This is a genomic window from Brevibacillus sp. NRS-1366 (genome assembly GCF_050467985.1).
Window position 1 is genome coordinate 111,919 of sequence record NZ_JBITPN010000025.1, and the last position, 19,712, is coordinate 131,630.

Consider the following 19,712-nt stretch of genomic DNA (forward strand, 5'->3'; position numbering starts at 1 on the left):
ATACACTCATGTCACTAGGCCAACAGCTTGAGCGCGGAATGGACAAACAGCTTTACGCCATTGGGCAATGCGTCCTCATCAACGGTAAACTTGGGGTGATGGTGCTCATAGGTAATTCCTTTGTCCGGATTGCCAGCCCCGATAATAATGTAGGTACCAGGTGCTTTATCCACATATGCAGAGAAATCTTCTCCACCCATACAGGGGGTAAACAGCTCCAGAGCTGATTGCCCAAACAAATCAATAATCGATTCTTCGAGCTGTGCGGTGATCTTGTCATCATTAATAACTGGACTGTAGCCGTTTTCATACTTGAACTCATAGGTAGCCCCGTGTGCCTCGGTGATGCCCCTAGTCACTCGCTCCAACAGTTGCGGCACGGTCTTTCTGATCATTGGATCAAAGCTTCTTACTGTCCCGCACATATAAACAGATTCAGGAATGACGTTGTGGGCTGTACCCGCGATAAATTGAGTTACCGAAACAACCAGATTCTCCAACGGATCTGTATTGCGCGAAACGATGTGCTGGATATTTGACACCAGCTGTGCAGCAATCGCCACCGAATCGGCTACCTTATGTGGATGGGCAGCGTGGCCGCCTTGACCGCAGACGGTAATTTCGAAGGTATCTGGCGCTGCCATCATTGCACCATACGTGATTCCGTACTTGCCGATCTCCATCGTGGACAGGAGATGAGCGCCAAGCACCATGTCCACTCCATCCATGACGCCTGCCTCCACCATTTCTTTGGCACCACCCGGAAAAAGCTCTTCTGCATGCTGGAATAGAAATCTGACCTCTCCCTTGATCGTGTCCTGCATTCCGGACAGAACCTTGGCAGCAGCCAAGAGCATCGCTGTATGCCCGTCATGTCCGCAAGCATGCATCACACCAGGTTTTTGCGAGACATATTCAAACGTATTTTCTTCCTGAATCGGCAGAGCATCCATATCTGCGCGAATCGCCAAAACTTTTCCCGGCGTCCGGCCAATCAACCTGGCCATTACACTCGTTCTGGTTGGCCTAGATACGGCCAAATTTCCAAATGAACAGAGCGTGTCATACACAAAATTTGAAGTTTCGTCCTCCTGAAAGGATAGCTCTGGGTGCTGATGCAGATAGCGCCTCCACTTGATTACATCCTCTTTGATTTGTTCGGTTACGACTTCATTAACCATCGGTTCCATTTGTTGCCCCTCCTTTTTTCGTGATGTGAGACAGTATGTCAATATTCGGCTGTTACCTCGTTGAGTGTGATGCGGTATGTCTGACGAGGTCGGCCTTTCGCATACGGTTTTTCCTCACCCATCTCTTGCAAATAGTTCATCTCTTTTAGCCTTTTTAATAGATTACGTGCTGTTCTTGGTGTCACGGAAAGACTATGTGCCAAATCCTCTGCAGAAAAGCGCGCTTGTTGTTGGGAGAATTTTAATAATTTGCTGACTGTCTCGACACTCAGGCCAGTCTCTTCAGAGAGCTGCTGAATGATCGGGTTGTCAGTCTTATGGACATACTGCATTGCTTCGCCCCTACCAAGCGGGCCCACGACTTTGCCATCCTCCCGAACCAGAAAGCCGCAATCCCCGCCGCGTTCTCTTGCTCTCTCCAAGGCTCGCTTGGCATTATTTTGAGCTGCCAGCGTTGTTGGACCGACCCCAAACCCTACACTGATTTGAATGGAGAGCCGATCCTTCAAGTCCTGCAGAATCGGCACCTTCACCCATGTCCGCACCGTCTCCTCGACAGCGCCGCGGTTTGCGTACATTAACATTTCCGAAGCAGAGAGCGCCACGACGGAAGCATTATTATTGCGGGAAAAGTCAAGTACTTCACGGTGAAAGTCAAGTCGCAATTTTTCCATTTCATAGTTAGTATCAAACTCGGTGCGCGTCGGTATCTTGTGATAATCATCAATGGAGAAAATCCCTACCGCTACCTGTGACTCCAGGTTCTTACTGTTCTCACCAAGCAGCGAAGCTCGCAGGATTCCTTGTCTGATATTGAACTTGGTAGGCAGCACATAGGTACATGGAATCTGTTCCTCCTGCAAAACCCGATAGACAGACAATCTGCAGGTAACCACATGGTCAATTTTTTGCTCTCTCCATAGCTCTTGGAAGTACGAAATGATCGCCTCTGCGGGCTCGTCCGGTTGAAACTCTTTTACATAAACCTGATTAAGTGGTGTGTCTAATTCGGCAAAGATCTCATCCACTGTCTCCTGTCGAAAAGTATCCAAGCCGAGCCTGCTGTAGCCTTGTGAGGCCCCCTCTTCCCATTTGAGCAGCCCCTTCATCACCTCAGCATGGGAGTAATCAATGTAAACCATTGGCTTATGCTCGGGAATCAACCCCTTGTTTTTCCAGTAGCTTATCGCTCCACCAAATACAAGGACGTCCAAATATGGCAGGTTCTCTTTAATCAAATCAGAAATTTGGTCCTCCGGTTTATACAGCAGGACTTTAAACCGAATGGAGTCAAACTCTTGCAAAACATTTTCAAATAATGGTTTTGCTACCAGGGGGACGATTACGCCAATTGTGACATGTGTTTCCATGAACTCCTCCTTCGTTAAAGGAAATTTCCTTATATGCACCATAAATTGATGATAATGAGATGTTACGATTATTCAGTCTATTTTGTCAATATGGAATTTTGTCATATCATCAAGTTAGAAGCTAAATGACTCATAGAAAAACCCTTGCCGACGTCAAACAGACGTCCGGGACAAGGGCTTCAGGTTTTTCGGTTTATTATTTGAGCTTCAGCTTTCATTCAGATGCAGTCGTTCCTCTTGATTTTTCAGGTGTCTTTTCCGGGACGCTCTTCCGAATGCATAATAATATATCAATCCCATCAGTGCCCACGCTATACCTACGATAATGATTTCCAAACCAGAAAAGAGAATCGCCAGCGAATACAGCACAATCCCGAGAATGGGCATTACAGGATATAGCGGTACACGAAAGGGTCTGTTCATTTCCGGATGCTTCCGACGAAGGTAAAGCAACAGGATGCATGCCATGATGTAGCTGACAGCATAGCCGAATACGCCGAGAAATCCTGCCCATTCCCACGCCCGCTCCGTAATGCTCGGAAGAATGGATACGGCAATCATGGAGAACCCGGTAAAATAAAGTGCGCCTTTTGGAATGTTGTGCTTTTCATCCACCTTGGCAAATACTTGACTGAACCACCCTTCCCGAGCCATCGCATACATAATCCGCGTCTGTCCCATTACACCACCGTTAACTGTACTCATCGAGCCGGCAAAGCTTTGAATCGACAACCAAGCCAAACCAATACCACCAAAAATCAAGCCTCCCGCTTTAATTAAAGGCGCGTTCGTAGACAATTCAGCAGCGGGCAACAGTCCAAAGAGAACAGTAGCAAATCCCCCAAACAGAATAGTCAAAAATGAAGCAGCGCCAATAAGTGCTTTCGGGATATCTTTTTCCGGGTTTTTGGATTCCTCAGCCAACGTTGCTACAACCTCAAAACCACAAAAGGCAATGATGACAAATGGCAATGTCTTCATTAACGGCATGAACGTACCGTTTGGCGCAAAATTCATGTAGAATTCCGGATTGATCTGCCCAATCCCCAACAGAATAAAAGTAGCGGAAGATAAAATGAGGATAATGCCAAATCCTGCTTCGATAATCGTAGACAGCTTTACACCTACATAGTTGAACACCAAAAACAAAATCGCGGTCGCTAAAGCACCAGCCCATTCCGGGATCGTCGGCACTAATTCATGAAGGTAGATACCAACCGAAACAAGCTCGACATTCAACCCAAATAGAAGTGCAAACCAATATATCCAGCCCACCATGAATGAAATGGGATGATCGTTCCCGAACGATTGTTTGGTATACTCCCAGATCCCCCCACATTTTGGGAACATTGTCGCTAGCTCGGCGAAGACAAATGCAGAGGCAAAGGTCGCCAGCCCGCCAAATACCCAATAAGAAACCAGTGCGAGGGGACCTGCCGCTGTAGCTGCCCCTCCCACTCCAATCATAAATCCTGATGCCACAACAGTTGCATAGCCCGTCAGCATCAATAGCCATCTGCCTAAAACACGATTTAGCATTTCATTTTTCCTCCTCTCTCTGTTTGAACACGACCATTTTTGTTGCAGGTTGTAACCGTATTACGCCAAAAACCACTGGGGCAGTTCCATGCGAGCACGAATCACCAGGAACTTCCAGACCGCAGATGACATTCGCGAAGTCAGTCCTGGGGTATCGATGTGAAACCAGAGGTCAGTGTAAAAGAAAGTTCCACATGACCTCTGGTTACATTACGTTAGATTAAAAAATAGCTTCTCTTAAATTCTTACCTTGGTTGGATGGTAATAAGGCTTACTGCCAAAACTCGTCATCAATAGTTCATACGTATCCACTCTGCGGTCTCTGAGCATCGGCCAAATTTGGCGTACTTTTCTGTTTTGTTCCAAGTCAATCTCGGCAATGAGTACCTCATCGGTTTCTGCATTGGCCATTTCTTGGATGTGTCCCCATGGATCAATAACCAGACTGGATCCCATATAGTGCATATCATCTTCTATGCCGACCCGATTGCAAAATGCTACCCAAACGCCATTATGTATGGCGTTGGCTTTTTGCATGGTGCAAAGAGCTTCAAAAATGGTTCCACCTATGTGATCTGTTGGCGGCAAACCATCAATATACATTTCCACTGTAGGTACCAGAATCAAATCAGCGCCACGCAATGCTAAAGAACGCGTAACTTCGGGGAACCAGGCATCATAACAAATGGCAATTCCTATATTTCCCGCTGCTGTTTCATAGACTGGGTAGATTGTATTTCCAGGACCATAATAAAACTTTTCATTAAAACCTTTGTTTTCAAAGGTATGAACCATCCTTGTGGTTCCGAGCAATGTGCCGTCTGCATCAATGCAAACTGCGCTGTCATAGTACTCGCCAAGAAAGCCTTCTTCCATATAACTCGCCACAATGACAATATTCTTTTCTTTTGCTTTTTGGCACAGAAACTCTGATATAGGTCCTGGAATGGATTCGGATGATTGAAATTTTGAAACGTCATGCGGATGTTTAGGGAAAAACAGCTCAAATCCGATTTCCGGGAATAGGATTAATTTTGCACCTTTTTCGGCTGCTTCATCAATTTGAGCAGCGGCTTTTTTTAAATTATCGCTCATAGAAGGTAGTGCGCTAAGTTGACCCAATGCAATTTTCTTTTTCATTTCCATTTTGATTCTCCCCTTTTTTATAATGGTTAAAAGAATATAAGAAAATGAACGAATGAAAAAACAAATTTTGTGCTATTAAGTCCTCCTTTCCTTTATAATGAATTCGCTTTCGTGTTCATCACCTCCCTAAATACAGCTATCCGATCTAGGTTAGCGCCAGATAAAATTTGTACAAGCCCAACACCACTAACCATTTGCTTATCTCGGCGGTGATCTCGCCGCATCTTTCATTGATAGAGCGCTTCCAAATAATTTTTGTCTCAGCTCTTTCATGCTCCTCCACATATCGCAATCCCCCATTTTTTCGCTCATCGTCAACACCCTCTTTGAATGCATAAATTACCTTTACTCCCTAAAGAAGAGCGATGCTTGTCCAATTTTTTCATCTTCTTCTACAACCGCATGGACGTCGGGAAGTGACACCTCCGTATGTTTTTTGGATGCGCAAAAAAGGACAGAGAGCCGGCTAATCGCCGTATTCTCTGTCCTGGGTACCTGAGAGTTTAAACGCTCTATTCGACCGTCCTTACCCCTTTGGTGGCTGTTCGCTCTCTCCAGAGTCGCGTCGGATGGCGGTTCTTTTACCTGAGAGATTTGTCTTCGGCTGGCTGGCCGTCGACTTGCTCCTTCGGTGCCCGGTGGTCCTTGTCTTTCGCTCGGGTCTCTCCCTGCCATCGTCATTCGCTTATCAATTTGCGTAATTCATGTATTACACACCTTGTGTATGCGCGAAACAAATAAGTTCGAAAATTCTGAACCAAAAATCAATACTATATCTTCCCCGCGGCCTTGCTTTCATTGACTACGGCAGCTGAATCTGCAGATGGTCGTTACGGGAGAGATCTCTTTACTTATACCCAAATCTTTAAATATTTCTGAATAATTACGATTCCTTCTGTCCTGCAAATTTATTAATTTCTATCACTATGATAAAAGTAACCTGATGAAAAAACACCATCCAATCAACGAGTTATTTTAACCATCCAATTGAAATGGACGACTTGTAGTCGAACAGCACCGCGTGCTTGCTAAAGAAACGACAACCGATGAATTAGCCGGTTGCCGTTTCTTGGTCTTGATTACGCAAAGCTTAGTACCTACGGAATATTACTATGCTTTATAAGCATATGACCCGAAATCTAAAAACTACAAGCGATATCGCTGATAGATTACTTTACTCGTTTGGAAAGTGGATGATCTTCTTTAAGTTCTAGCAAATCCCATAGGTTTCCATATAGATCCTTAAATACCGCAACCATCCCGTACGATTGATCTTGTGGCTCTCTCACAAATTCTATTCCTCTTGCGATCATTTCATTATAATCTCTCCAAAAATCATCAGTGTTCAAAAATAGAAAAACTCTACCGCCAGACTGGTTACCGATAAATGGCTCTTGTTCAGGTTTGGATGCTCTAGAGAGTAATATTGTGGTGCCGACTGAACCAGGGGGAGAGACAACTACCCACCGTTTATCTTGTTCGGGCTGGTATGTATCTTCAACTAAGGTAAAATTTAGTTTCTTTGTATAAAACTCTATCGCCTCATCATAATCTTTTACAACTAGAGCGATATGGACTATTGATTGAATCATTTTCGCAACTCCTCCAGATTTAGGGCTTTCGAATACGCTCAATCCATATAGTAACATATTATTCCATGACCTTTATGCTTGTCATAATGACTCCAATTGTATAGTTATCTAATGAGCACCCTTTTCACTCAGTAAGTCTCTACCTCTCCCTCCGATTACTGTAAGGATGATGTTTCTAAGGATGCCATTTCAGTTCGTTCAGGTTGACAACTTGTCCCAACGAGTTGGTGAATCCAAGACTTATGCTACGATCCTCTTTTGAACTAGGTTACTCATCTTCCAGACTGGATAGATTGGTCTGCTTTCGATTTACCAAATAAATAGCGAGCATGATCAAAAACAGTCCAGCTACTAAATAAGTACTAAATGACTCATGCAAAAATGCTACTCCGACAGCTACCGATATCAGCGGCACAATAAATGTGTATACTGCTGCACGACTAGCCTCCCCTAAGCTAATAAGTTTAAAATAAGCAATGGAACCCGCGGGCACTCCAATAATAGCTCCATACAGAAGACAAGATACATATGTGCTATTCCAAACGATAGCAGTCCAATCCTCAATAACCAAACCGAGGCAAATCAATATGGTTCCTCCAATGATGCATTGCATCGCAACGCTCCATAACAAGTCCACTTTCCTCTCTACTTTTTTTAGATAGACGGTGCCAATTGCCCAACTAATTGCCGTAGAAAGTGCGAAAGAAATCCCAATGACAGAAATTTGACCGGACATTCCTTCTACACTGACTATGGCGACCCCTAAAAACCCGAGGATAAGACCAACTATTTTTATGACTGATATCGATTCCCTGAGCCAAAGCCAGGCAAAAATCCCCACGAGTATGGGTTGGAGATAGACAATAACCGAAAATAAACCGCTTGGCAAGTAAGTTAACCCCATCGTCTGTAGTCCGAAAAACAGGATGATATTAAAAAATGAAGAAATGAGATAGACAGGCCAGTTTTCTTTGAAACGAATCCGCCTACACCTTGGAAGTAGCAAAATCAGCATTCCCAATCCCCCAAGAATAGTGCGCAACCCAGCAAAAAGAATCGGTGGCGTATAACTAAGCGCAATCTTGTATATGGGCCAGGACAGCCCCCAAACCAAAACAAGAAAACTGATCAATGAAAACATTTTGATCCGCGAAAGTTCCCCCCTTGTATTCATCTCCTTGCACTTCGTAATTCTGCTGACCTTTTCTCCCCACTCATGCGACTTCTCAAATGATCTGGATCGATCTCAATAAAAGAAAAGAAAAGCGAAAGCTCTGTATGATCACAGGCCTTCGCCAAGAGCGTCACTATTTTATCCGATAAAGTAAACAGAGTAGATTACTGTTTCACGAAAGATCTTCAGCGGTTTCATTTACTAGTACTCGCGATGTTATAATCGGCGTGCATATCCGTTTTTCCCGAGACAGACTCTTTTACAAACAATACCAAGATGAGGATTGCCAAGACGTAAAAACCTGATGTTACCATTAATGCTGTCCCCAGCCCCCTAGACATAGCCGCCTGACCGATGATAAACGGAGCAAACGCACTGACTCCTCGAGCAACATTATACACTGTCCCCAATGCTGTTCCGCGGATAGAAGTAGGGAAAAGGGAAGAAAAGAACGGACCGAATCCCGCATAAAATCCATTCACAAAAAATGATACAAAGGCACCAAAAAACAGTAAAATGGTTGCCTCCTTGATTAAGAGGTAGACTGGCACCGATAGCGCCGAAATGGAAAGGAAAAGTATGAACGAGGTTTTTCGACCGATCTTGTTAGCGATAAAGCCAAATCCGATATACCCAAAAAATGCACCTAATTGAGAGACAATAATCCAATTCGATGTTTTCACGATATCCATGCCCTGCCCACCCTCACTGACTGGCGAAGACAAGTAGGCAGGAAGCCATGTTGCTAGTCCAAAAAAACCAAGTAGAGAAAATGAACCAAAGAGTACGCAGATTAAGGCAGATTTGCCGTGGCTTGTAATGATCGTGCCCATCGTTTCCCTAAAAGATAATCGCTTTTCTTGCTCTTTCCAGACATCTGGCTCTGGTGTGTGTTTTCGAATCCAAAGACCGATCAAAGCTGGGAACACACCGACAAAGAAAACTCCACGCCACCCAAATTCAGGGACGACGAAAGACGTGATCAAGGCTGCTACAGCATAGCCGACAGCAAATGCGCTTTGTACAAAAGCCATCGCTATATTCCGCTTTTGGGGTGGCCACGTCTCCATAATCAATGTCGCACCTGTCGCCCACTCTCCACCAATCCCGATACCAACAAGAATTCTAAGTATCATTAACTGTGTTGCTGTCTCAGAAAAACCGCAGAAAAACGTGGCGATCGAATAGACGAGAATACTAATAAACATCGATTTGGCGCGGCCCCATCTGTCCGCAATGAAGCCAAAGATAACACCGCCAAATGCGGAAGCAAAGAGAGTAGCAGAAGCAATCATTCCCGCAACTGATTTTGTCAGTCCAATGTCTTGAATAATATAGACGATGACCATTGAGTATAGCATCAAATCCATAATATCCAGCATCCAGCCAAGATAAGCGGCAGAAAACGTGCGCCATTGATCTTTGGTGACCCCTTTATACCATTTGTTATTCATCTATCCATACTCCCTCCCCAATTAAATCTTCTTGGTATTTGCTGTGTTTTTCAGAAAATTAAGTCAATCGATATCGGAACTATAAACCGTGTACTCATTCACAGACTTACAATCTTCCCCTTCGTTCTCAAACGCTTTCATTTTACGCTTCATCGGAAAGTAATACATGACAGCGGGTAAAACCAATCCAACAACCCATGCGATGTCCGCTCCGTTGAAAGCCTTTGCGAAAACTCCTACATAATAAGTAGTGTTGATAAAAGGGATTTCAGCCAAAATGGAGATGATAAAGGCGAAGGTGGCGATCCAATTAACTTTTCCGTAGCTGCCGTTTATGTCAAAAATATCTTTAACACTATACTCGCCGTGGCGCAGTAAATAATAATCGACAAGATTAATGGAAGTCCAGGGAATTAAGAAATAACTGATAAAAAAGATAAAGTTAATGAAAAACGATAGGAAATTCCCTTGTCCTCCTATGCATAAAACCGTACCTAACGCTGTGATAAAAAAGATGATCCCCATTCGAACTTTCGGGGTAACCTGGAACTTAATAAATGGCTCGAATGTCGTAACCGTGGACATGAAAGCACCATACAGATTAAAGACATTGATGGCTAGTTGCCCAAAGATAATGATCATATACATAATCAGTGCATATCCGCCAAATAATTCAGCTAGATTTCCTCCAGAATTGTCTAGGTAATTAGGGATCGCTGTGGTCAATAATACCCCTAAGACCATCATCCAAATTGTACCGACAATTGTGCCAGCGTAACTGTACCAAAATGTTTGGGAAGGTGGAGTAGTGATGGGAAGATATCGTGAATAGTCGGCAACATATGGAGCATAAGACAATTGCCAGGTTGCAACGATACTGACAGCTAATAAAAACGTTGATAAATCAAAGTGGCTTGATGACCAACTACCTGCTGGCAAGGGCAAATTCAATACGAGATAGGAAGCGATGAAAAAAACAATCACTGAAGTCCATGATAGCAGCTTCTGCATCTTGTGGATCAAATCATGTCCAAACAGGGTAATTACGAAACAAAAAGTATTCAGAATGATGATACTCCAAGTCTGGTCGATCGAAAATGCATGACTTAAAGTTTGGGCTCCAAGCACACCACTACTAGCAAAAAACCCCATATAGATGAACATGCAAATGAACAATGGAATTATCGCACCAATGACACCGAACTGAGCACGACTTTGGATCATTTGGGGAATTCCTAGTTGGGGGCCTTGCGCAGAATGTGATGCCATGAATATCGCACCTAAGAGGGTACCGATAATAATGGCAACTACACTCCAAAATAAGTTAAGTCCTAGACTAACCGTTATGGCCCCTGTTACTAAAGTGGTAATATGCATATTTGCACCAAACCAGATGGGAAACAAATCACGGGCCTTCCCATGGCGTTCTTCCACCGGGATGTATTCAATACTACGCCTCTCAACCTTCATTCTACTTTCCCTCCTGACGAAGTCGTTTCAATAGCGTTTACACCGAGTTGTTAGTCATGTGCAATCTGTACGATTCTAGAATCAATTGAATTTTACCATTTGATCCCGCTGTTCCATCCTTTTATGGGCTGTACAGGCTTCATCTAAACGAAAACGCTTGTCAATGAACAGCTTAAGCTGTTAGTTGCCAGGAGTGAGAAGGTCATTTAGGACGTCTTTTTTAATGTCTCTGCCGGTACCGTCGATAAGTTCCGAAACTGTATTCCACGATGGAGCAGCAAGTTGGAGTTAAGATGATTTTGCGAGAAATAATTGCTGCTTGTCCCGTTGCACTACCGAAATGGAACAAGCCTCCTATTGAGCCAGACATGCCAAACTTTTTTCAAACATCTCTCCACCCAATGAATCGGGAGTACTTGTCCCATGATAGCTTCTGGAACGACCTTTCATATTGGCAAAGCGTGCCTCAACAACAGGAAGCATTTCGCCGTGGATTCGCTTTGCTTATTACGGAAATCTCCAATCACTTCTTTCGGCATTTGGTTCAAGTCTTTTTGAATAACGAACTCCAAGCTTGATGTTCATCAAGTCAACGTTTCCAGAATCTATTTCTGAATTAGGTCGAGCGACGCTGATGAAAGCGGCTCTGCCCCGGTTGCGGTGACCAATGAAGTGCGACCCAATGTCATCGCTAGACCATTCTTATCATCGAATATAATAATGTGAATAAAGAACACCATGCCCGGAACTGCTACCACTGGGTTCCCATGGTAAAGCATGGGCCAATCTATCCATTTTGGAGCGAAAGCGGTCCCCAGACTGTAGCCAGTCGCATTCAAACGGTGTTCACGATGACCAGCAGCATCCAGAACACGAGCGTGTGCATCAAATACTTCGCCAATCGGTCGACCAGGTTTAAGGGCTGCTTCCGCTGCATGAAGGGCTTCAACACATATTGAGTGCATCTGCTTCAAGCGTGGATCAACCTTTCCAACAAGGAAGGTCCGCATCAAGCACGCGTGATAATGACGGTAAACGCCAGCCCACTCTAATGTAAGCTGATCATTAGCATCTAGATGCCTCCGACCGGTGAAGTAGCGGCACATAAGTGCTCCGGGACCCGACCCAATAATGACTTCGTTCGCCGGGTCATCGCCACCCCCTCGGTAGATTGCTCCTTGCAAATCTGCCAGAATATCTCCTTCGAAAGCACCAGGTTTCGTCGCTTTTGCTGCTGCGTATAGGGCCTCATCTGCAAGCTCAGCGGCTCGTTTTACATAAATCAGTTCAGAAGGACTTTTCACCACACGAAGCATATTTACAAGATCTGAAGAATCCTCAAGATTACAAAATCCGTGTAAAGCATCCTCCAACCGTCTAGCGTTGCGACCTGTCAATCCATACGCATCCCACTCCACGCCTAGACGCTTCCCTTCGCAACCATGTTCACGCAGGATTTCACGCAACTGTACCGTTGGCCGCGCATCGGGGCTTTCGACCCAAATCCGGATATCTTCAATAATAGACGTATACTGTGCCTGCAAGCGATCCGGCAATCGAGTCAATAGCGTCATCTTCCCATCAATGCCTAGATACAGGCATTGAAAGAAACAATAACCAAATGTATTGTAACCCGTCAAATAATACATGCTCTCCTGGTGGAACATCAGCAGTCCATCCACCCCCTGTTTTTCCATAGCAGCAATTGTCCGCGCTTGTCGTTCACTAAACTCGTTTCGATCAAAATGAATGTAGTCATTGTGAGTAAAATTTTTTACCGGTCCTGTCATAACACATTGCTCCTTTTCGTTTATAAGTCATCGTTAATAAATTGTTTACGAATATTATTTTTTTGCTATCATTTCACTGTAACCTCAGCAGACCTTAAACGTGCAGTCTCTTCTGGATCAACCTGAAAAGTAATCGGATCAATGGAAACACCGTGCTCTCTCTTTGCGTACTCAATTGTGATTTTCTCGTTCCAAACATCATTTGCTACCAATTGCGGATCTCGCTTGAATGGATTTCCAAATCCTCCTGCACCCGCCTGCTCGTGCCGTATAACATCATTTTGATACATATCCATGCTCACTTTTCCAGGCATCAAGCGATTCTCGGTTTGAGGGTTAAGGATGTTAGAAGCCTTTCGACCGGGCTTACCCCCAGCCAGACCATAAGGCGCAATCTTTACCCGGTCAGCCCGGAGCTGAAGGGTTGCCTCTTTATTCAACAGTCGATATTCGCGAGCAATGCCCAAGCCGCCACGGTACTCCCCGGCACCACACGAGTCGGAAATAAAGGAATATTCCTGAATACGTACTGGATGTTTCGATTCAAGCACCTCTACAGGAGTGTTTGACAAATTTTGTGAAGGATTCGTTATCGCCTCGATACCATCTTTTGTTGGTCTTCCTCCCCAAGCACCACAGACCATGTCTACAATAATAAACGGCTTACGTGATTGATCATAACCACCAATACAAACGACAGAATTACCTCCCTCGCCAGCAGCAGGAACCTTGTCAGGCAAGACTTGGGCCAATGCTCCAAACATCGTATCCACGACTCGATATCCTGTTGTTGCACGTGCTGCAACTGCTGCCGGAAATTCCGGATTCAGCAAGCTTCCTTTAGGCGCTCTCACTTCAATTGCCCGAAACACCCCAACATTGTTGGGAATACTCTGGTCCAAAATACATAACACACTGAGGTACGTGCAGGATTTTGTGAATGAAAAGGTGGGGTTGATTGCTCCTTTGACTTGAGGTGAAGTTCCTTCATAGTCTACAGTAATCGAATCTTCATTCACCGTTAGATTGACATGGATCGGAATTGGGTCTTCCTGAAATCCGTCATCATCCATGTAATCGACAAATCGATAGTTGCCTTTTGGCCATTTGCGGATTTCTTCTCGAGTAAGACGCTCAGCGTAATCCAGTAGTTCCTCCATATATAGTGAGACCATTTCCGGACCGTAGCGCTCAACCAATTTTAAAAATTCTCGCTCACCCACCGTGCAAGCAGCAAACTGTGCAAATAAGTCTCCTATCACTAGATCAGGAACACGAACGTTGCGCTCAATAATTCGGAGCAGGGTTTCATTTTCTTTCCCTTCGCTATACAGCTTCATCGGTGGAATACGGAGACCCTCCTGAAAAATTTCAGTCGAATCGCTCGCGTTGGATCCTGGCACACGCCCACCAACATCCGTATGATGCGTAATCGATACCGCAAATCCCTGCAGCTCTCCGTTATAAAAAACGGGTTTGAACATAAAGATATCTGGTAAATGCATGCCTCCCAGATACGGATCATTCAAAATAATCACATCACCTGGGTGCAAATCATCCCCATACATCGACAGGACTGTCTCAATTGCATCAGGGACCGCGCCAAGATGAAGTGCGATCGTCTTGCCCTGTGCCATCATCCGCCCATAGCGATCACAAAAGGCCGTCGAAAAATCCATTACATCCTTTACAATTTCAGAACGAGCAGTACGAATGACCGTATAAGCCATTTCGTCCACCAATGAATCCAAAGCGTTGCGAACCAAAGCAAAAGTTATCGGATCAATCTGTGTAACATTCCTTTGAGTATCCAAATTAATTAGCCTCCTTTGCTATTTCAAGGACGTGGTCTGTTGGGCCCTCGTAAGATTGTTCTTTTGTAGCGTTTACGTGAATCACGATATTCCCATATCGATCTGAAAGAGCAGAAGCATGCGGTGGTACAATAATAGTAGAATCATATGACTCCACAATAAGCGGTCCATTCACTGGCGTATTCATCAGATCCGCTCTGTCGATTACCGTCGTTTGCATAAAGCCGTATTTTTTACCGAAATAAGCTGTACGGACGTACTTTTCTTTTCCTATTTTCGGCTGCATCACTGTCAGAGAAGTGAGATCAGGTGCATTGGTTCGGACCCCGACTGCACGCAACCGGAGATTGACCAGTTCGACTGGTTCCCCCGTGTCGTATCCGTACGTTTTCTGATACTCTTTGCGGAACTCTTGTTCAATGACCTCCAGCCCTGCCACTTGAATAGGAAGAGGGAGCTCGATCGGGACAGTCAGTTCTGATGATTGGCCGAAATAACGAAGATCTGCAAAAAACTTGATCTGAGCCTGTGTACCCGTATAGCCTTCATTACCGAGTACTGCTCTACCTTCTTCTTCCAAATCGGTTAGCGTTTCATTGATTTGCATCAGCTTATCTTTTAGTAATCCGAGAACAGGGGAGACAAACTCACGACGCACATCGCAGGCTAACATTCCGACCGCTGTAAACACACCAGGTAATTGTGGGATGATTACAGTAGGTATCTCCAGAGAAGCTGCGATATCAGCCCCATGCACCCCCCCGTTTCCGCCAAATGCCACCATGGCAAAATCCCGCGGGTCACGCCCTCTTTCAATCGTTACGGATCGAACCGCTCTGGTCATATTAGCGTTCGCTACCTCGCGTATTCCAAAAGCTGCTTCTTCGAGTGAAAGGCCCAACGGTTCGGCGATCTTCCTCCGAATAGCATCCGCCGCTCGTTCCCGATCCACCAGCAAACTTCCTCCGGCAAGATGATGAGGATTCAAATAGCCCAGGACCAGATTCGCATCAGTTACAGTAGGATCCTCCCCGCCCAAGTTGTAACACACCGGTCCGGGTGCTGCTCCTGCACTTTGTGGCCCAATTCGAAGGGCGCCTCCTTTATCGATCCAGGCGATTGAGCCACCGCCTGCGCCTACCTCGCCAATGTCTACTGCAGCAACCTTTAACAGATATCCCCCCGCCTTAATAAACCGACTGGGTGTGGAAATCCCCTCACGTACTTCATACTCGTTTGTTAAAATGGGTTCACCTTGCTCAATTAAGGACGCTTTGGCCGTAGTACCACCCATATCAAAGGTGATCGCATCGGTTATACCCATTTTTTCAAGCAGCTTAGCCGAACCTGTCACTCCGGCAGCAGGACCAGATGCGACGATGTGTACAGGATAATCTGCAGCTGAATGAACGCTGCGTACTCCGCCGTTTGAAGCAGAGATTAATAAAGGAGCCTTGATTTGCATTTCTTCCAATCCATGCTGCAGGCGGTTGAGATAGGTATTTACTTTAGGCAAAATATAAGCGTTAACGGCAGTCGTACTCGTCCGCTCATATTCCTTCATTTCCGGCAGAACCTGGTAGGAGCATGTAACAAAAAGGTGCGGGTGGCGCTCACGAACGATTCGTTCAGCTACTTTCTCGTGCTCCGGATTCAAGTATGAATGTAAAAAACAGATAGCCACAGACTCGATACCCTCCCGAACCAACTTGTCTATGGCAGCAATTACACTTTCCTGATCAATTTCTGTAATGACTTCACCCTTTGCATCGATTCGCTCCACCACTTCCAGCCGATAGCGTCGTTCAATCAACGACTTTGGTTTATCCCATTTCAAATCAAAAAGGGAAGGCGTTCGAATACGCGCAATTTCCAAAACGTCGCGAAATCCTTTCGTCGTCAGTAAGCCAGTCTTAGCACCTTTATGTTCTAATATGGTGTTTGTGGCCACGGTCGTGCCATGGATAAACTCCTGTATGGATTCAGAGTGAATTCCCTCTGTCTGGCAAACCTCCAAAAGGCCTTCTAAGATCGCTAGACCTGGATCTTCCGGTGTAGAGGACACTTTTCTTACCAAAACCGAACCATCAGGTTTTCTGAGAACAATATCCGTAAATGTCCCGCCAATATCCACTCCTACAAAGGTCCCTGCTCCATTACTGTCTTGACTTCGTGTCATTTGTTCTTCCTCCTCTAGTCATTAAGCCAATTGATGAAAGAAGTTGTAAGTCAATTAAACTTAATTGAATATTCAGTATTTGAATCGATTCAAATTTATTATTTAAAAAAATCTTGTATCGTAATCACCAAGCCATACGCCTTCCCCCCATTCGATTTGAATCAAATTTATCCACATTATTCACTATAATCTGAATATTGTCAAATGTTTTTGTGCTACTATCAATTATTTTTTTATTTTGTCCCATCATAAGCGCTGGTTGAAGACCTGATTACTAAATCAGTTGGTATTATCAGCCCAGATGCTGATAAATGTTCTGATTCACTCTGAATCAATCGATCAAGCAATGTATAGGCCATTTTTGTTCCAATATCGTATAAAGGACGACGAATTACACTTATTGACATAATTTGAGCAAGTTCCGAATCCTCAAACGAGATAAGGGAGACATCATTTCCGATCATAACATGATGTTTTTGAAACATCTTAAGAACCCCAACTAAGATTGGATTGCCTCCAGTAATAATTGCTGTGATTTCTTGCTGTTTTATACCGGTAATCATATTTTCTACTGCCTCAATTCCAAAGTCAGCAGTAAAGTCGCCAGTGTACAATAATTCTTCTCTGATTGGGAGATCTTTCAGCTTCATAGCGTCTTTATAGCCTCTCACTCCCTCACGTGCAGGGTAGATATTCAACGAACCTGTGATAAAAGCAATCTGCTTGTGGCCCAATGAAATTAAATGATCGGTCGCCCCCCTGACACCATTGTAATAATCTGAAAAGACAAAATCAGCTTCCTTACAGTCAATTTGTCTATCCAAAATCAAAATAGGGATATCTAACTCACTTAGTAATTTGTTTACTTTTGGATTATTCTCTTCAGCAATGGCTAAAAAAGCACCGTCCACATTTCGCATGGAAAAAAAATGCTCCAGCTTGGACTCGATATTTGCCTTACCAACGTTATATAGAATGAGACTATAGTCGTATTTATCCAACACGTCATTTAACGCCTTGGCAATCGTTGAAAATGTAAAATTTGAAATATCTGTAACGATAAAAGCAAACGCTTTAGACTTGTTTGTCCGTAAATTTCTGGCGGCACTATTAGGCTGGTACTCCAATTCGCTAATCGCTCTCTCTACTTTTTCTTGCAACATTGGTTTTACTCTCTTATTGTTTAGGATACGCGAAACTGTACCTACGCTTACCCCTGCTCGTTTGGCAACATCGTTGATTGTAACTTTCTTCATTTCGATTTTGACCCCCCATTAGTTAGGACCTCAATGTCATTGAAACAATCTGTTCCCTCTATTTTACCATTTCAGACAACTACAACGCCATTAGAAGAGGGAAAAACGAGACAGCATTACACGAAAAACGGCATAATGACTCTGAAATAGAGTCACTACGCCGCAAGTCTCTACCTATGATACAAGCCTCTGGTCAGTACTTTGCAGGCAGCTTTCTTCGATTTGATAGAATCGCGCTATGCAAACCTCGCTTGCAATGTACTTACAGATTGTCAAAATCAATCTCTTTCAATGGTATGATCTTTGTCTTTTTGACAAATTTATATCCGAAATAGCATATCAAAAATACGAACCCTCCCGAATATGTCACGAAAAATTTAATCCAATCAATCGAACCGCTTACAAAATCTTTATAGTTAAAGCCTAGTACAATCACGGAACAGAGAACAAAAGCAAAAATAGGACCAAACGGGAACCATTTTGCGCGGTATTTCAGTTCGTTCAAACTACGACCTTGGATGACGAAAGCTCTACGAAAACGATAATGGCTTGCAGCGATAACCAGCCATGCAATAAAGCCCAGCAGTGCACTGCCATCCAATAGCAAATAATAGATTGCACCATCACCAACCAAAGAGCTTAAAAAACAGATTGCTCCCATGATCGCAGTTCCGAACAGGGCATTAGTCGGTACTCCCCGGGAATTTACTTTTCCTAAAAAACGGGGTGCTTTATGGCTTTTTGCCAAGGAATAAAGCATACGTGTAGAGACGTACATTGATGAAATACCGGCTGAAAGAATAGCTGTGAGGATGACCGCGTTCATTACCCCCGCTGCTATTGTCATCCCTGCATTTTGGAATAACAAAGTAAATGGACTCATAGCAACCGCTTCCAGATCGGATTGCAACAAGTTGGGATCATCATAGGGGATAATCAAACCAATAATTAGAATAACCCCAATAAAGAACAGAAGTATTCGCCAAAATACATTTCTGGTAGCTTGAGGTATACTTTTTTCCGGGTTTTTGCTCTCAGCTGCTGCAATCGCAATAAATTCTGTCCCCATAAATGAAAATCCGGCAATAAAGAATACCCCTATCATCCCTGACAATCCGCCTACAAAGGGTGCCTCCCCATACGTAAAATTTTTAAACCCAACAAATTCACCACCGATGAGTCCAAAAACCGTCAATATACCTACCACAATGAAAACGATCACGACGGCAACTTTAATCATAGAAAACCAGTATTCAGATTCCCCATATGCTTTGGTAGATAAATAGTTGATGCCAAAAATCACGGCTAAAAACAGGGCACTCCAGATGATTCCGGGTGTATCTGGAAACCAGTATTTCATGAGAATCGCACTGGCAGAAAGTTCAACTGCTAAGGTAACCGAATAGCCAAGCCAATAGACCCATCCCATTGCAAACCCCATAGCAGGGTCAATAAATTTGCTGGGATAAACTTCAAATACTCCCGACACCGATCGAAAGGCAGCCATTTCCCCCAAGCTCGTCATGAGGAAGTACACCATTATCCCTAGTATAGCGTATGTCAGCAATGCTCCACCGGGGCCAGCTTCACTAACGGTACCGCCACTTGCCAAGAACAAGCCGGTTCCAATCGTTCCCCCGATGGCAATCATGTTAACATGGCGCGTCTCTAATTCTTTTTTTAATTCACCGGAGTGAGTTTTCTGCGTCCCGTGCTCCATTTTTGCTCCCCCCACCTT

The 19,712-nt window shown here is 44.2% G+C and carries 13 protein-coding genes and 2 riboswitches; all 13 genes read right to left on the reverse strand.

Going from position 1 to position 19,712, the window contains the following annotated elements; translation table 11 throughout:
• Nucleotides 1-14: 14 nt before the first annotated feature.
• The gene (locus tag ACIFQN_RS22650; protein WP_429835353.1) at nt 15-1,181 is read right to left on the reverse strand and encodes an amidohydrolase; all 1,167 of its coding nucleotides are present in this window, start codon (nt 1,179-1,181) and stop codon (nt 15-17) included.
• 47 nt (nt 1,182-1,228) lie between these two features.
• Entirely contained in the window at nt 1,229-2,560 is a 1,332-nt protein-coding gene (locus ACIFQN_RS22655; RefSeq protein ID WP_429835309.1) for a hypothetical protein, read from the reverse strand.
• Between the two features lie 207 nt (nt 2,561-2,767).
• Entirely contained in the window at nt 2,768-4,099 is a 1,332-nt protein-coding gene (locus ACIFQN_RS22660) for an APC family permease (protein WP_429835310.1), read from the reverse strand.
• Nucleotides 4,100-4,336: 237 nt separating this feature from the next.
• Entirely contained in the window at nt 4,337-5,245 is a 909-nt protein-coding gene (locus ACIFQN_RS22665) for a nitrilase-related carbon-nitrogen hydrolase (protein WP_429835311.1), read from the reverse strand.
• A 480-nt stretch (nt 5,246-5,725) separates the two neighbouring features.
• A riboswitch (glycine riboswitch) is annotated at nt 5,726-5,805 on the reverse strand.
• Between the two features lie 3 nt (nt 5,806-5,808).
• A riboswitch (glycine riboswitch) is annotated at nt 5,809-5,926 on the reverse strand.
• Nucleotides 5,927-6,414: 488 nt separating this feature from the next.
• Complete coding sequence (locus ACIFQN_RS22670; protein WP_429835313.1) at nt 6,415-6,837, reverse strand: VOC family protein; 423 nt, start codon at nt 6,835-6,837, stop codon at nt 6,415-6,417.
• A gap of 268 nt (nt 6,838-7,105) precedes the next feature.
• Nucleotides 7,106-8,011 (reverse strand): DMT family transporter, encoded by a 906-nt coding sequence (locus ACIFQN_RS22675; protein WP_429835314.1) that lies wholly within the window; start codon nt 8,009-8,011, stop codon nt 7,106-7,108.
• A gap of 194 nt (nt 8,012-8,205) precedes the next feature.
• Complete coding sequence (locus ACIFQN_RS22680) at nt 8,206-9,465, reverse strand: MFS transporter (protein ID WP_429835315.1); 1,260 nt, start codon at nt 9,463-9,465, stop codon at nt 8,206-8,208.
• Between the two features lie 63 nt (nt 9,466-9,528).
• Nucleotides 9,529-10,935, reverse strand: coding sequence for a purine-cytosine permease family protein (locus ACIFQN_RS22685; protein ID WP_429835316.1), 1,407 nt, complete (start codon nt 10,933-10,935; stop codon nt 9,529-9,531).
• Between the two features lie 605 nt (nt 10,936-11,540).
• Nucleotides 11,541-12,725, reverse strand: coding sequence for a M24 family metallopeptidase (locus ACIFQN_RS22690; protein WP_429835317.1), 1,185 nt, complete (start codon nt 12,723-12,725; stop codon nt 11,541-11,543).
• Nucleotides 12,726-12,793: 68 nt separating this feature from the next.
• Nucleotides 12,794-14,539 carry a hydantoinase B/oxoprolinase family protein gene (locus tag ACIFQN_RS22695; protein WP_429835318.1) on the reverse strand — a complete coding sequence of 582 codons (1,746 nt, stop codon included), beginning with the start codon at nt 14,537-14,539 and terminating at the stop codon, nt 12,794-12,796.
• Nucleotide 14,540: 1 nt separating this feature from the next.
• Complete coding sequence (locus ACIFQN_RS22700) at nt 14,541-16,718, reverse strand: hydantoinase/oxoprolinase family protein (protein WP_429835319.1); 2,178 nt, start codon at nt 16,716-16,718, stop codon at nt 14,541-14,543.
• Between the two features lie 233 nt (nt 16,719-16,951).
• A complete protein-coding gene (locus tag ACIFQN_RS22705; protein WP_429835320.1) occupies nt 16,952-17,974 on the reverse strand; it encodes a LacI family DNA-binding transcriptional regulator in 1,023 nt (340 codons plus the stop codon).
• A 262-nt stretch (nt 17,975-18,236) separates the two neighbouring features.
• Nucleotides 18,237-19,694, reverse strand: a complete 1,458-nt coding sequence (locus ACIFQN_RS22710; protein WP_429835321.1) for an amino acid permease — start codon at nt 19,692-19,694, stop codon at nt 18,237-18,239.
• Nucleotides 19,695-19,712: the final 18 nt, after the last annotated feature.